The 12882-nt window shown below is 70.8% G+C and carries 11 protein-coding genes and 2 tRNA genes; 5 read left to right on the top strand and 8 right to left on the bottom strand.

The window, feature by feature from the left end:
- Window positions 1-139 precede the first annotated feature (139 nt).
- Window positions 140-1795: an AbeC-like domain-containing protein gene (locus ABTX78_RS34370; protein ID WP_352210700.1), complete on the top strand. Its 1656-nt coding sequence runs from the start codon at window positions 140-142 to the stop codon at window positions 1793-1795.
- 85 nt (window positions 1796-1880) lie between these two features.
- Here ABTX78_RS34370 and ABTX78_RS34365 read toward each other — a convergent pair whose 3' ends face one another.
- Window positions 1881-2438: an HIT family protein gene (locus ABTX78_RS34365; protein WP_352210699.1), complete on the bottom strand. Its 558-nt coding sequence runs from the start codon at window positions 2436-2438 to the stop codon at window positions 1881-1883.
- Between the two features lie 66 nt (window positions 2439-2504).
- Here ABTX78_RS34365 and ABTX78_RS34360 point away from each other — a divergent pair, with 66 nt between their 5' ends.
- Window positions 2505-3191 (top strand): potassium channel family protein, encoded by a 687-nt coding sequence (locus ABTX78_RS34360; RefSeq protein WP_352210698.1) that lies wholly within the window; start codon window positions 2505-2507, stop codon window positions 3189-3191.
- A gap of 8 nt (window positions 3192-3199) precedes the next feature.
- Here the strand turns inward: ABTX78_RS34360 and thrS are convergent, their stop codons facing one another.
- From thrS to ABTX78_RS34345, 3 genes are all read right to left on the bottom strand, one after another.
- Window positions 3200-5176, bottom strand: coding sequence for a threonine--tRNA ligase (gene thrS / locus ABTX78_RS34355; RefSeq protein ID WP_352210697.1), 1977 nt, complete (start codon window positions 5174-5176; stop codon window positions 3200-3202).
- A 127-nt stretch (window positions 5177-5303) separates the two neighbouring features.
- Window positions 5304-6524, bottom strand: coding sequence for a hypothetical protein (locus tag ABTX78_RS34350; RefSeq protein WP_352210696.1), 1221 nt, complete (start codon window positions 6522-6524; stop codon window positions 5304-5306).
- On the bottom strand, window positions 6524-7120 hold the full coding sequence (locus tag ABTX78_RS34345; protein WP_352210695.1) for a DUF4365 domain-containing protein: 597 nt from the start codon (window positions 7118-7120) through the stop codon (window positions 6524-6526). Before ABTX78_RS34345 ends, ABTX78_RS34350 begins: the two co-directional genes overlap by 1 nt.
- A gap of 172 nt (window positions 7121-7292) precedes the next feature.
- Between ABTX78_RS34345 and ABTX78_RS34340 the strand changes: the two genes are divergently transcribed.
- Entirely contained in the window at window positions 7293-8018 is a 726-nt protein-coding gene (locus ABTX78_RS34340) for a 3'-5' exonuclease (RefSeq protein ID WP_352210694.1), read from the top strand.
- A 73-nt stretch (window positions 8019-8091) separates the two neighbouring features.
- Here ABTX78_RS34340 and ABTX78_RS34335 read toward each other — a convergent pair.
- Window positions 8092-8163 (bottom strand) — tRNA-Val (locus tag ABTX78_RS34335).
- A gap of 50 nt (window positions 8164-8213) precedes the next feature.
- Complete coding sequence (locus tag ABTX78_RS34330) at window positions 8214-8660, bottom strand: SRPBCC family protein (protein WP_352210693.1); 447 nt, start codon at window positions 8658-8660, stop codon at window positions 8214-8216.
- A gap of 99 nt (window positions 8661-8759) precedes the next feature.
- Here ABTX78_RS34330 and ABTX78_RS34325 point away from each other — a divergent pair, with 99 nt between their 5' ends.
- The gene (locus ABTX78_RS34325; protein WP_352210692.1) at window positions 8760-11435 is read left to right on the top strand and encodes an SCO7613 C-terminal domain-containing membrane protein; all 2676 of its coding nucleotides are present in this window, start codon (window positions 8760-8762) and stop codon (window positions 11433-11435) included.
- A gap of 56 nt (window positions 11436-11491) precedes the next feature.
- Here the strand turns inward: ABTX78_RS34325 and ABTX78_RS34320 are convergent.
- Together ABTX78_RS34320 and ABTX78_RS34315 are read right to left on the bottom strand one after the other, a co-directional pair.
- Window positions 11492-11563: transfer RNA gene (locus tag ABTX78_RS34320), tRNA-Val, on the bottom strand.
- Between the two features lie 76 nt (window positions 11564-11639).
- Window positions 11640-12101, bottom strand: a complete 462-nt coding sequence (locus ABTX78_RS34315) for a TIGR02611 family protein (RefSeq protein ID WP_352210691.1) — start codon at window positions 12099-12101, stop codon at window positions 11640-11642.
- 190 nt (window positions 12102-12291) lie between these two features.
- On the opposite strand from ABTX78_RS34315, the gene ABTX78_RS34310 reads away from it, so the two are divergent.
- Window positions 12292-12705 (top strand): SsgA family sporulation/cell division regulator, encoded by a 414-nt coding sequence (locus ABTX78_RS34310; protein ID WP_003959770.1) that lies wholly within the window; start codon window positions 12292-12294, stop codon window positions 12703-12705.
- The last annotated feature ends 177 nt before the right edge of the window (window positions 12706-12882 follow it).

Raw genomic sequence — 12882 nt, 5'->3', positions numbered from 1 at the left:
TGCGGCGGACGGCATCGGGCCGTCCTGTGACGAATGCCGTGCGCCCCCGATACCCTGAGCTGCGCAGCTCAGCAGGTGTGCGAGGCACGGTAGTTGGGAACAGGCCGCAGTGCGGATGCAGCGCGGCGAGGGGGCGGCAGTGGCGAGCGACGGTTTCGACTTCAGTCCAGGGGCGCAGGTGCCGCTGACGGGCGCCGCCGGGCAGACCGCGGCGACGCATGCCCTCGCCTCGGCGGCGTACCGCGATGGGCCGGTGGCCGAGATCCTCAAGGCGAACAACGAATGGCACACGTCCGTCGTGAAGCCGGGCAAGTTCTCGCTCTTCGAGCCGAATCTGGGCGAGGCGTTCTCCCGTGCCGTGCAGACACGGACGCTGGGGGGCGCCCGCAAGGCGCTGATCCAGTCCTTCGGGACCGAGCCGCAGTCCGTCGTCGAGCACTGCCTCGCGGCCACCGGCATACGCAAGGAGCGGGACAGCAAACTGACCGGCATCATGGTGCTGTTCGGGCTGGTCTTCCTGCCCGGGCTGTTGCTGTGGATGGCCGTCTTCCAGCTCCGCCGGACCCTCGCGGGCGCCCAGAACAAGAGCGCGGGAGCCCTCGGCACGCTGCTGCTCGTCGCCGTCGGCGGGCTGATCGCCCTCTTCCTGTTCAAGCTGCCCTTCGGCGGCTTCTGGGCGCTGTATCTGCGCGTCATGCTCGTCGCCCCCATCGTGGGATGGATGCTCGCCAAGCGGGTCTGCGAAGCGACGGCGAAGGACATGCGGGCCCGCTGGGAAGCGCTCCTCGCGGGCGGCGGCATCGGCGCCAAGGTCCCCGAGGCCGTCCCCGGACACCCGAACGAGACCGCGCGCGAGCAACTGCGCCAAGGCCTGGAGAAGCTCACCGCCGAGCAGCAGTCCAACTCGGTCTTCTACGCAGGCCCCAAGGGCATACTCGGCATGGGCACGCGGTGGGGCAGCTGGCAGATGGCCGAGGAGCTGGTCTCCAAGGAGCCGGGCAAGGACATCAACCAGTTCCGCAGCTGGGACGTCGTGCGCGCGATACACGACAAGATGAAGATGCTGGAGCGCGGACCGCTGAACTCGGGCGGCTTCCCCAAGCCGTCGGTCAAGCACTGGATCGTCTCCCCCGTCGGCGAGAACGCCAAGGAAGTGGCGCGGCCGGAGGGCCAGGACGTGGAGGCCTTCCAGGTCAAGGGCCACGAGATACAGCGCATCTGCAACCACCAGCAGTTCGGCGGTGGCAACCGGCACTACCTGGGCGTGCAGTTCACGCTCTGGGACGGCCAGTTGGTGATCACCATGATGATCACGGTCACCGTGCTCCACGAGACCCTGCGTATCGAGGTCACCGGCCACGCTCTCGGGCCGGTGCATCCGCTGTTCACGACCAAACCCTCGCCCAAGACCGTGACGGTGAGCAAGACGGTCCGCTTCTGGGAGACCGTAGACCGCCAGCTTCCGCTGGTGGAGACCCGTGAGGTGGTGCGCCTCGCGGTGCGGGCGCCCTTCACCTGGTACCCGCCGCTGCTCGACTTCCTCGGCGGCAAGCTGGTGCTCCCCGAGCCGTTCGGACTGCGGCACGCCTGGGCGGACCAGCCCTGGCGGCACCGCTTCATGGCGGACGACGCGATGCGCGCCGCCACCCCGGTGCTGCGGGTGGCCCACGCGGCGGCGATCAAGGTGCTGGAGGAGAACGGCGTGGACACGGCCCGCTTCGGGAACCGCTCCATGGTGGTCAGCACCTTCGTCCAGGACCCGACGCCGCGCAAGGCCGACCTCTACGACGCGTAGGCCCGTACGACGCACAGCCCGGCGATCGGGCGGACAGCAGAACGCCGGGCCCTTCGCGAAGGGCCCGGCGGCTGTCGTACAGCCCCTAGGCGGGCCAGGCCTCGGCGAGCATCGTGCGAGTGTCCGCGAGCAGCTGCGGCAGGACCTTGGTGTGCCCGACGACCGGCATGAAGTTGGTGTCCCCGCCCCATCGCGGCACGACGTGCTGATGCAGATGCGCGGCGATCCCGGCGCCGGCGACGGAACCCTGGTTCATGCCGATGTTGAAGCCGTGCGCGCCGGACGCGTTGCGCAGAGCGGTCATGGCCCGCTTGGTGAACGCCGCCAGTTCGGCGGTCTCCGCGTCGTCCAGCTCCGTGTAGTCCGCGACATGGCGGAACGGCACCACCATCAGGTGCCCCCCGTTGTACGGGTAGAGGTTGAGCACCGCGTAGACGTGCGAGCCGCGGGCGATGACGAGCCCGTCCTCATCGGATTTCGCGGGAATGGAGCAGAAGGGACAGCCGTCCTCGGCGCCGGGGCCGGTCGGCTTGTTCTCGCCCTGGATGTACGCCATCCGGTGGGGCGTCCACAGACGCTGGAACGCGTCCGGCGTCCCCACTCCGATCTGCTGCTCCGGCTCACTGGTCATGCTGTGCAGCATATGGCTTCGCCCCGATGGGGCGTGTCGCCGGGGGCGGCCCACGGCGCACCCCGCGATGCTGGGGCGATGACCGACGAAAGCCCGCTGGAGCGCTGGCAGCGGCGTATCGAGCTCCCGATGTTCGCCGCCTCGGCGCTCTTCCTCGCCTCGTTCACGGTCCGGGTCCTCGCGGAGAACCTTCCGGCCGGTTGGTACGGCCTCTGTGAGGCCGTCACCTATGCGTCGTGGACCCTGTTCGTCGTGGACTACGTGGTGCGGTGGGTGCTGAGCGGTGAGGGCCTCGCGTTCGTCCGCCGGCACGTGATGGACGCGATCGTCGTCGTGCTTCCGCTGCTGCGGCCCCTGCGGATCGTCAAGATCTACGAGGCGGTGCAGCGCCGCCACACGCATGCCCGGCTGCCCCTGCACGCCCGGGTCATCGCGTACGCCGGACTGTCGGCGCTGCTGCTGGGCTTCGCCGGAGCGCTCAGCGTCTACCACGACGAGCGCCATGCGCCCGGGGCGACGATCCGGACCTTCGGCGACGCGGTCTGGTGGACGTCCTCGACCGTGACGACGGTCGGCTACGGCGACATGACTCCGGTGACCCCGCGCGGGCGTCTGGTGGCGGTGGGGATGATGGTGGGCGGTGTCGCGCTGCTGGGCGCGGTGACGGGGTCGTTCTCGTCCTGGCTGCTCCAGACGTTCGCGCTGGACGAGGAGAAGAAGCCCCCGGGGGGCACCCCGGGGGCTTCCGACGGCCGGCGGCCGTAGACCTTCGGTCAGACCTGGACGCGGTCCTCGACGACCTGCACCAGCTTCGCGAGAGCCTCTTCGCGCGGAATGCCGTTCTCCTGCGAACCGTCGCGGTAGCGGAACGAGACCGTGTTCGCGTTCATGTCGTCGTCACCGACGATGATCATGAACGGGACCTTCTGCTTCTGCTGGTTCCTGATCTTCTTCTGCATCCGGTCCGAGGACGCGTCCACCTCGACCCGCAGGCCCTTCTTCTTCGCCTCCGCGGCGAACTCCTGGAGGTACGGGACGTGGGCGTCGCCGACCGGGATGCCGACCGCCTGGACCGGAGCGAGCCACGCCGGAAACGCACCCGCGTAGTGCTCGAGCAGCACCGCGAAGAAGCGCTCGATGCTGCCGAACAGCGCGCGGTGGATCATGACCGGGCGCTGCTTGGTGCCGTCGGGCCCGGTGTACTCCAGGTCGAAGCGCTCCGGCAGGTTGAAGTCGAGCTGGATGGTCGACATCTGCCAGGTCCGGCCGATGGCGTCCTTCGTCTGGACCGAGATCTTCGGGCCGTAGAACGCGGCGCCGCCCGGGTCCGGGACCAGCGGGAGGCCCTGCTTCTCGGCCACCTTGCGCAGCGTCTCGGTGGCCTCCTCCCACGCCTCGTCGGAGCCGACGAACTTCTCCGGGTCCTTGGTGGAGAGTTCGAGGTAGAAGTCGGTCAGACCGTAGTCGCGCAGCAGGTCCAGCACGAAGGTCAGCGTCGAGTCGAGCTCGTCCGCCATCTGCTCCCTGGTGCAGTAGATGTGCGCGTCGTCCTGCGTGAAGCCGCGGGCCCGGGTGAGGCCGTGCACGACGCCCGACTTCTCGTAGCGGTACACAGTGCCGAACTCGAAGAGCCGCAGCGGCAGTTCACGGTAGGACCGGCCGCGTGCGTCGAAGATCAGGTTGTGCATGGGGCAGTTCATGGGCTTGAGGTAGTAGTCCACGCCCTCGTCGAGCTGCATGGGCGGGTACATGCCGTCGGCGTACCAGTCCAGGTGGCCCGAGGTCTCGAACAGCTTCCCCTTGGTGGCGTGCGGGGTGTAGACGAACTCGTACCCCTCCTCCTCGTGCCGGCGGCGCGAGTAGTCCTCCATGACCCGGCGGATGACGCCGCCCTTGGGGTGGAAGACCGCGAGGCCCGAGCCGATCTGCTCCGGGATGGAGAACAGGTCCAGTTCGCTGCCGAGCTTGCGGTGGTCGCGCTTCTCGGCCTCGGCGAGGAACTCCAGGTGCGCCTTCAGCTCCTCCTTGGAGGGCCAGGCGGTGCCGTAGATGCGCTGGAGCATCGGGTTCTTCTCGCTGCCGCGCCAGTACGCGGCGGCGTTGCGCATCAGCTTGAACGCCGGGATGTTGCGGGTGGTGGGCAGGTGCGGACCTCGGCAGAGGTCCTTCCAGCACAGCTCGCCCGTCTTGGCGTCGAGGTTGTCGTAGATGGTCAGCTCGCCGGCGCCGACCTCGACGTCCGCGCCGTCGTCGGAGGAGGCGGAGCCCTTGAGCCCGATGAGCTCCAGCTTGTACGGCTCACCGGCCAGCTCCTCGCGGGCCGCCTCGTCGCTCACCACCCGACGCGAGAAGCGCTGACCGCGCTTCTGGATCTCCTGCATCTTCTTCTCGACGGCCTTGAGGTCCTCCGGCGTGAAGGGCTTCTCGACGTCGAAGTCGTAGTAGAAACCGTCCCTGACGGGCGGGCCGATGCCCAGCTTCGCCTCGGGGAAGAGCTCCTGCACGGCCTGCGCCATGACGTGCGCGGCGGAGTGCCGCAGGATGTTGAGACCGTCCTCGGAGGAGATCTCGACGGGCTCGATCTCCTCGCCGTCCCCGACCTCGTACGCCAGGTCCTTCAGCTCACCGGCGACCCTTGCCGCGACGACGGTGCGCTCGCCGGTGAAGAGCTCGGCAGCCGTAGTGCCCGTCGTCACCACGCGCTCTTCCCGCTCGGAATCGCGTTGGATGATCACACGGACGTCTGACACCGGTCTCTCCTGACTGAGGGGGCTGCGGCAGTGGACACTGCGCGCGCCTGAATCGTACCGAGCCGAGGGGGCCGCCCGCGAAACGGTTCCACCCTCGCCGCGGCCTCCCGCTCACGGGCCCCGCTCGTCACTCACCCGCGCCGCAGGCGTCCTCGAAGAAGTCCAGATTCTCGTGGAGCGACTTCATCAGCCGGTCCCGCTCGGCATCGTCGACCTGGACGGGCGTCACATTCGTGGCGTCCGTGAGGCGGCGGAAACCGCCCCGGCTCTCCAGCCGGCCGACGACCCGGATGGGCAGTCCGACGAGATGGGCATGACCGGCGGTGCGGTACGCGTCCTCCTCCAGCGCCACCCGGATGTGCGGCACCTCCGCCCCGGCCAGCACCCGCAGCCGTACGGTCCCCGGTCCCCGCGGCCCCGAGCGGCGCATCCGGATCACCGTGCCCGTGATCCGCACCGGCACCGACGGCTCGTCCTGGAGATAGCGGGCCCCCGCCTCCCGCAGGGCCGGCAGGTCCCCGGGCGAGAACTCCACCGGCTCGCTGACGGGAGCGCACCCTTCGGGGACCCCGGCCGCGGGCGACCACGCCAACTCGATCCGCGCCCCCTCCGAGCCGCGGACGAGCGCGATGACAGCCTCGGTCAGCTCGCGGCTGACACCCAGCTCGACCGCCTGGTCGAAGGCCTCCATACCGCCGGTGGCCCGCTTGTAGTCGGTGGCCTCCCGGGCCGCCTGGAGCGCGTGGTGGAGCCGCACCACGACGGCACGGCCCCCGGCCACGGGCACGAAGGCGGTGAGACTGCGTCCGCCCGGAGCGGGCCCGACCAGTACGCCTTCGAGCGAGGCCTGAGCCTGCCGCCGGTGGCGCGCGCCGTAATATCCGGCCCGGCCGCGTGCCGCGAGAGCGCCCGCCAGCAGCATCTGCCGGGCGGCCGCGCGCATCTGTTCCTGCACGGTCCAGGCAGCGGCGCCCGAGGGCCCCTGCGGCACATCGCGCCACCAGCGGATCTCGTCGCTGGGCAGGGTGAGCCCGACCAGCACCTCGCGGGCCGAGGGGGCGGCGCTGCGCGCGAGCGCGACGAGCGCCTCGGACAGCAGGTCCTCGCAGTCGGGGAAGGACCTGCTCTCGGGGACGAGCAGACTCGTGCCGCCCACGGACGGACCGGGCGGTGTCCAGCGGGCATAGCGGCCCGCCGCTCCCCCGCGGCGCCGCCAGCCGTGCCGGTCGAGCAGCGCGCCCAGGACGACGGGGTCGACCTGGGCGGGATCCGGTTCGCCTCCGTACCAGGGTCCTGGCACCTCCGCGGTCGGATGCGGCCGTACAGATTCGTCGAAGGGCCGGTCCATCAAGGTCTCCCTCCCGCCCCGACGCGCGTCATGATCTCGCAGAGCGCACGGTCGTCGAAGATCCGTGTGGTCGGAATCCGCACTGTGGTCCTGCGCCTGCCCGTCACCGCGGCGCCGGCCAGGTTGGTCCAGTAGCAGCAGTGGCGCAGATCGAGCCGGTCATGGCTGGCGCGCAGCCATTCGTCCTGGGTCCGCGGAACGAGCATCACGACGAGGATCTTGTGCACGGACACCGGGGTGCGGGCCAGCTTCACCAGATGGTCGTTGTCGAGCGTGAAGGAGAAAGCGGGACCCGGCGGATGCGGAGGGATCTGATAGGTGCATTTCAACTGCACCTTTATCGTCACCTCGTCGTCGACGGTGTGACCGGCCGAGCTGTGACTGACGTGCCAGTCGATGCCGTTGTCCGGAAAGGGCTGGGAGAGCGAGCATCCGGCCGCGGCCGCGACGGCGTGGAGATATCCCACCTGGAGGGTCTCCATGCAGGCGGTGGTGGCGAGTGAGCCGCGCAGTGGTGCCGTCCGTGGGGACAGCAGCCCTCCCCCGACGCTTTCGGCACGGGAGGTACCCCCAAATTCGGGCTGCGGGAGAGCCATTGCTCTTCGTGCCTTCCGGGCGGTACTGAATCGAAGTCCAGACGACAGAGCGTCAATTTCTTTGTCTGTCATCTGTGTTGTCACCGCCCGGCGTACGGCGCAAACGGCCCGGGTATCACGGATTCGGGCAGGGGATTTCTCCATCTGCCAGACGTGTGCGAGGAGTTCGGGGATGACGCACTGGTTCGACGGCCCGCTGGCCGCATTTGACACCGAAACCACCGGAGTCGACGTAGAGGAGGACCGCATCGTCTCGGCGGCGGTCGTCGTACAGGACATGGCGGGTGGACGCCCGCGTATCACCCGCTGGCTGGTCAACCCCGGCGTTCCCGTACCGCCCGGGGCGACCGAGATCCACGGTCTGACCGACGGCCATCTTCAGCGCAACGGCCGCTGGCCGGCGCCGGTGATGGAGGAGATAGCCCGCACCCTGGCCGAGCAGTGCGCCGCGTCCCGGCCGCTGGTGGTGATGAACGCTCCGTTCGATCTGACCATGCTCGACCGTGAGCTGCGACGGCACCGTGCCTCGTCGCTCGCCCGCTATCTGGAGAACAAGCCGCTGTGCGTGCTCGATCCGCGGGTACTGGACAAACACCTGGACCGCTACCGCAAGGGCAAGCGCACCCTGACCGATCTGTGCGCGCAGTACGAGGTGGTGCTCGACGAAGCGCACGACGCGGCCGCCGACGCCCTGGCGGCCATGGAGGTGACCCGTGCGGTGGGCCGCCGCTTCGCCACCCGGACGGAGCGGCTGTCCGCGGCCGAGCTGCACACGCTCCAGGCGGTGTGGCACGCGGCGCAGGCGCGGGGGCTTCAGGCGTGGTTCGCCCGAAGCGGCACCCCGGAGACGGTGGACCCGGCCTGGCCGCTGCGGCCCGAACTGCCCGCCGCCGCCTGACGCGTACGTCCGCGGGGCACGGCCCCGTACAACAGAGAAGCCGGTCCGTCGGTGACGGACCGGCCCTTCCCGGTGGGCGATACTGGGTTCGAACCAGTGACCTCTTCGGTGTGAACGAAGCGCTCTCCCACTGAGCTAATCGCCCGGGAACGGACTGAACCATACAGGCCCCGGCCTCCTGCCTTCAAATCTTCTTCAGCCGGTCCGCAGGTAGGCCGCCAGTCCGCGGCGGCCACCGCGCATCATCGCCGCGTGGTTGGCGCGGAAGACCGGCCGGCACAGCAGCGCCAGTCGCCTCATCAGCGGCTTCCGTACCTCCACCTCCTGTTCGTAGACGACGCGGGTGCCCTCCCCGCGTGGGGTGAGCGTCCAGCGCACCCAGCCCTCCAGGTCGCCTTCCAAGCCGATCTCCAGCACGAGCCCCGACGGGTCGCGCCGGCGGGCGCGGGCGGTGACGAACAGGTCGTACGGCAGGAAGGAGCGGAAGCGCGCGGTACCGCTCACCTCGTCGATCGGGGTCACCTCGTGGACCTGCGGCCACCAGCGCGGGTACTCCTCGGCCCGTTCGAGGACCGCGTACACGGCCGCGGGCGTGGACCCGAGATCCCAGACGCTCCGAAAACGGTAGTGAGACCAGTTCATGGCCCAAGTCTGCGCGGGGGGCAGGCCGGAGCGGTACTCATACGCGATCTGAGTACGCGCGCGCATGTCCGTCACTGTGGCCGGGGCCACACTCCGAGCATGGACAACGTTCCGCCACCCGCCGAGGAACTGGCGATACTCGACCGCGAGCTGGCCCGACTGGACGCCCACCGGGCCCAGTTGCTGGCCCGCCGCGCCTGGCTGCTCACCCTGATCCGGCCCGTCGCCGCACCGCCTCAGGGCGCATGGGCCCATGGCGGACGGCGGTCCGCCGCACTACCCGCCGAGACGTCACCGCCGAACGTGCAGAATCTGCTGCTCACCTTGGGCGGCATTCTGCTGGCCGTCGCGGCGATCGCCTTCACGCTCGTCAGCTGGGGTCACATGGGCATCGGCGGACGGTCGGCGGTGCTCGGCGCCGTCACGGTGGCCGCGCTCGCCGCCCCGGCCCTGCTGGTGCGCCGCGGACTCACCTCGACCGCGGAGTCGGTGGCCGCACTCGGCATGGTGCTGATGGTGCTGGACGCCTACGCACTGCACGCGGTCGCTCTGCCAAAGACGAGCGGGCTCGGCTACTCGGCAGCGGCAACGGCCGTTCTCGCCGCGGCCTGGACGGCGTACGCCTCCGTACTGCCCCGGCTGCGGACTCCGCTGCCGGTCGCCGCGGTGACCGCCCAACTGCCGCTGGGGCTCTGGTCGCTGACCGGGTCGGCGGGTGCGCCTCCGATGGAGTGGGCGCTGCTGGCGACGGCCGCGCTCGATGTCGCGGCCGCGGTGTGGGTGAAGCGGGACGGTATCCGCGAGATCGCTCCGGTCGGTGCCGCGGTGACGGGCGGCGGGGCGTTGCTTCTGGGCCTGGGGCAGTCGGTGACGGCCTCCGGACCGCCGGCGGCCCTCCCGCCGGCCGCGCTGCTGACGGCCGCGGCCGGTGTCGCGATGTTCACGGCGTGGCGCGTGCCCGCGGCCACGGTCGCGGCGTCGGCGGTGGCCGGCCTCGCGCTGATCGCCGGAGTGGGCGGCGTCGTACGGGCCACCGTGCCCGACGGCTGGGGCGCCCTCGCCTATCTGCTGTGCGCGGTGGCCCTGTTGGGTGTCGTCCGCTCGCCTCTGCCGCGGCGTCTGGTGCCGGGACCGGTCTACGCGTCGGCCGCGGTCCAGAGCCTTGCCGTCCTCGCCGCACTGCCGCTGCTGTTGGTCACCCTCGCGGGCCCGCTCTCGGTGCTGCCGGACATCTGGTCGGGTGCCCCGTCGGACTTCCGGGCCGCCCTCGGAACGGACCTCCCCGCGGAGGGCCTGACGTCCGCGCCGATCGTCCTGCTCGTGGTCGCGGGCGTGCTGGTGCTCTTCTCGCGCCACCCGGAATTTCCCGTGCCGCCGGCCGGACCCGCTGCGGCCACCGCGCACGGGCGCGCCCCGGACGCATCGCTCTCCTCGGGCCGCCCTCATCCGGCGCCCGGCCCGTCCGCCGCCGATCCGGCGGCAGGCACCGCTCCCGACGAGGAGCGGCCCGGAGCCGACGAGAAGACCACCGGCACGGACCGGCCCGCGTCGTCGGACCGTCCCGGCACGGCGGCGGGCGGGGAGGACGCATCCGGCGCCGGCCCGTGGGGCGCCTGGGTGACCGCCGCCGGCAATCCCGCCGCGGCCCGGCCGTCCCACCGCGATCTTGCCCGCGGCGGGGCCCTCGCACTCGGCTGGGCCGCCGTGGTCGTCACACCGCCCGCCTTCGGGCTCGGGTACGGCCTCGCCGTCGCCGTCCATCTCGCCCTCACGCTCGGCATGCCGGTGCTCGCCGCCCGGCGCTCCCCCGTCACCGCCCTCGTCGCTCTCGCCTGCGGCCTGGCCGGTGCGGCCGGCGTGACGGTGCTGGCCCTCGCGACCCGGCCGGCGACCTTCACCGTGCTCGGCGCCCTCGTCACCGCGCTCACCGTGACCGCGGTCGTCGCCCGGACCGGCACCGCGATCAGGTCCGTACTCGCCTGTGCGGCGGCCGTGTTCACGACCGCTCTGCTGGGCGCGTGCGCCGGAGCGGCCGAATTCCCACCCCACCGGGCGGCGTTGCTGATCCTGCTGGTGCCCGCCACCGTCGCGCTGCTCGCCGCCCGGCTCCGCACGCATCCCGTCACCCTGCCCCTGGAGTGCACCGGAGCGGCGGCGGGTCTCCTCGCGATCGTCCTCGCCGCCGGCGACCGGCCGACCCTCGCCCTGGTCCTCGCGCTCTGCGGTGTCATCGCCGCCGCTGCGGCTCTGCGGCCCGAGCGCCGCATCCCGGCCGGCGCCACCGCGACGGTGCTGTTCGTCCTGGCGACCTGGGTGCGTCTGGCCGCGTCGGACGTCTCCACCCCGGAGGCGTACACGCTGCCCGTCACGATCCCCGCGCTCGCCATCGGCGTCCTGCGCCGTCGCCGTGACCCCGCGGCCTCCTCGTGGCCGGCCTACGGCCCCGGGCTCGCCGCGACGCTGCTGCCGAGCCTGGTTGCCGCCTGGGGCGACCAGCACTGGCTGCGGCCGCTGCTGCTGGGCGTCGCGGCGCTCGCGATCACGCTCGCCGGCGCCCGGCTGCGTCTCCAGGCGCTGCTGGTGCTCGGCGGCGCGGTCCTCGCCCTGGACGCGCTGCACGAGCTGGCGCCGTACGTCGTCCAGGTCGTCGGTGCGCTGCCGCGGTGGCTGCCGCCCGCGCTGGCGGGCCTGCTGCTCCTCGCGGTGGGCGCCACGTACGAGCAGCGGCTGCGGGACGCGCGCAGGCTGCGGGAGTCCCTGGGGCGGATGCACTGAGGCGGCAACGCCGAAGGCCCCGGAGACCTGTCGGTCTCCGGGGCCTTCGGTCCGGGTGGGCGATACTGGGTTCGAACCAGTGACCTCTTCGGTGTGAACGAAGCGCTCTCCCACTGAGCTAATCGCCCGGGCGCATCGCAAACATTACCCCATGGCGGGGGTCCCCCCGGCCGCGTCGGGGGAGGGTCCCCGACCCGTTCCGCCTCACTCCTCGATCTTCCACGGCATCTCGAAACCGAACTTCCACACGTAGATCCCGACCAGCACCGCGATGATCACCAGACCGATCGTGGTGAGGATGATGTTCCGGCGGCGGACCTTCGGATCGAGCGCCCGTTGAGCCGCCTCGGTGACCTTGCGCTTGGTCCAGCGCAGCACCAGCTGGGCCCAGACGAACTCGGTCGCCCAGATCGCCATGCCACCGAAGATCACCAGCCAGCCGGGTCCCGGCAGCGGCAGCATCACGATGCCGGCGCCGACGACCGCGAGGCCGACCACGAAGACACCGACCTGCCAGCTCAGGTGCAGTGGCTTCGATCGCTTGATGAAATGGGGCGCACGGGACCCGAGCTCCGGCTCGGCCCCTTCCGGCGCCGTTACGTCCCCCGTCACGGGGTTGGAGGCCACTGCCGTGACCTTCCCCCGCTCGTCACTCTCCGCATTCATGGACCCAAACGTACCGGATCGGGTGACGTCACCGGAATGGCCGTATGACCCAAAGTAATACACCGCCGTACGAGCGACATGAAGGATCACAAAACGGTCAGAGGGGTTTACAACGGCACCGTAGGTGGCATGTCGATTTCGCCGACGTGCGAATCCCCGAGCGCACACTGAGCGAAAGGCCCTGGCGCTTATGAACACCACGGTCAGCTGCGAGCTGCACCTGCGCCTCGTTGTATCGAGCGAGTCTTCACTGCCTGTACCCGCGGGCCTGCGGTATGACACGGCCGATCCTTATGCCGTGCACGCCACCTTCCACACCGGAGCCGAAGAGACGGTCGAGTGGGTCTTCGCCCGCGACCTTCTCGCCGAGGGGCTGCACCGGCCCACCGGCACGGGCGACGTCAGAGTCTGGCCGTCACGCAGTCATGGCCAGGGCGTCGTCTGCATCGCGCTGAGCTCCCCGGAGGGCGAAGCACTGCTCGAGGCCCCGGCGCGGGCCCTGGAGTCGTTCCTGAAGCGGACCGACGCAGCCGTGCCACCCGGCACCGAGCATCGTCACTTCGATCTCGACACGGAGCTCTCGCACATCCTGGCCGAAAGCTGAGCCAGGCAGAGAGCTGCACGGCGCCGTCCTACTCGGGGAGACGGCGCCGCGCGGACAACCTCATACGGCGGACATCGGCGCCGGGCCTACAGCATTCCGGCCGGCACCGCCGGTGACCTGGACATCGAGGTCCGTTTCCCGGCGCGCGACCGGGGGAGCGTCACGTTCAGCACGGCG

Origin of the sequence: Streptomyces sp. NPDC096193 (assembly GCF_040302905.1) — a bacterium.
In the GTDB taxonomy this organism is placed as follows: Bacteria; Actinomycetota; Actinomycetes; order Streptomycetales; family Streptomycetaceae; genus Streptomyces.
The sequence above is the reverse complement of the archived record's forward strand: the minus strand, read 5'-3'. Positions and strand labels throughout refer to the sequence as shown.

Coding starts and splice junctions, on each gene's coding strand:
- ABTX78_RS34350 (WP_352210696.1), bottom strand. CDS start 6,524: ATGGACCGGCCCTTCGACGAATCTGTACGGCCGCATCCGACCGCGGAG.
- ABTX78_RS34345 (WP_352210695.1), bottom strand. CDS start 7,120: ATGGCTCTCCCGCAGCCCGAATTTGGGGGTACCTCCCGTGCCGAAAGC.
- ABTX78_RS34340 (WP_352210694.1), top strand. CDS start 7,293: ATGACGCACTGGTTCGACGGCCCGCTGGCCGCATTTGACACCGAAACC.
- ABTX78_RS34365 (WP_352210699.1), bottom strand. CDS start 2,438: ATGCTGCACAGCATGACCAGTGAGCCGGAGCAGCAGATCGGAGTGGGG.
- ABTX78_RS34315 (WP_352210691.1), bottom strand. CDS start 12,101: ATGAATGCGGAGAGTGACGAGCGGGGGAAGGTCACGGCAGTGGCCTCC.
- ABTX78_RS34330 (WP_352210693.1), bottom strand. CDS start 8,660: ATGAACTGGTCTCACTACCGTTTTCGGAGCGTCTGGGATCTCGGGTCC.
- ABTX78_RS34360 (WP_352210698.1), top strand. CDS start 2,505: ATGACCGACGAAAGCCCGCTGGAGCGCTGGCAGCGGCGTATCGAGCTC.
- ABTX78_RS34325 (WP_352210692.1), top strand. CDS start 8,760: ATGGACAACGTTCCGCCACCCGCCGAGGAACTGGCGATACTCGACCGC.
- ABTX78_RS34310 (WP_003959770.1), top strand. CDS start 12,292: ATGAACACCACGGTCAGCTGCGAGCTGCACCTGCGCCTCGTTGTATCG.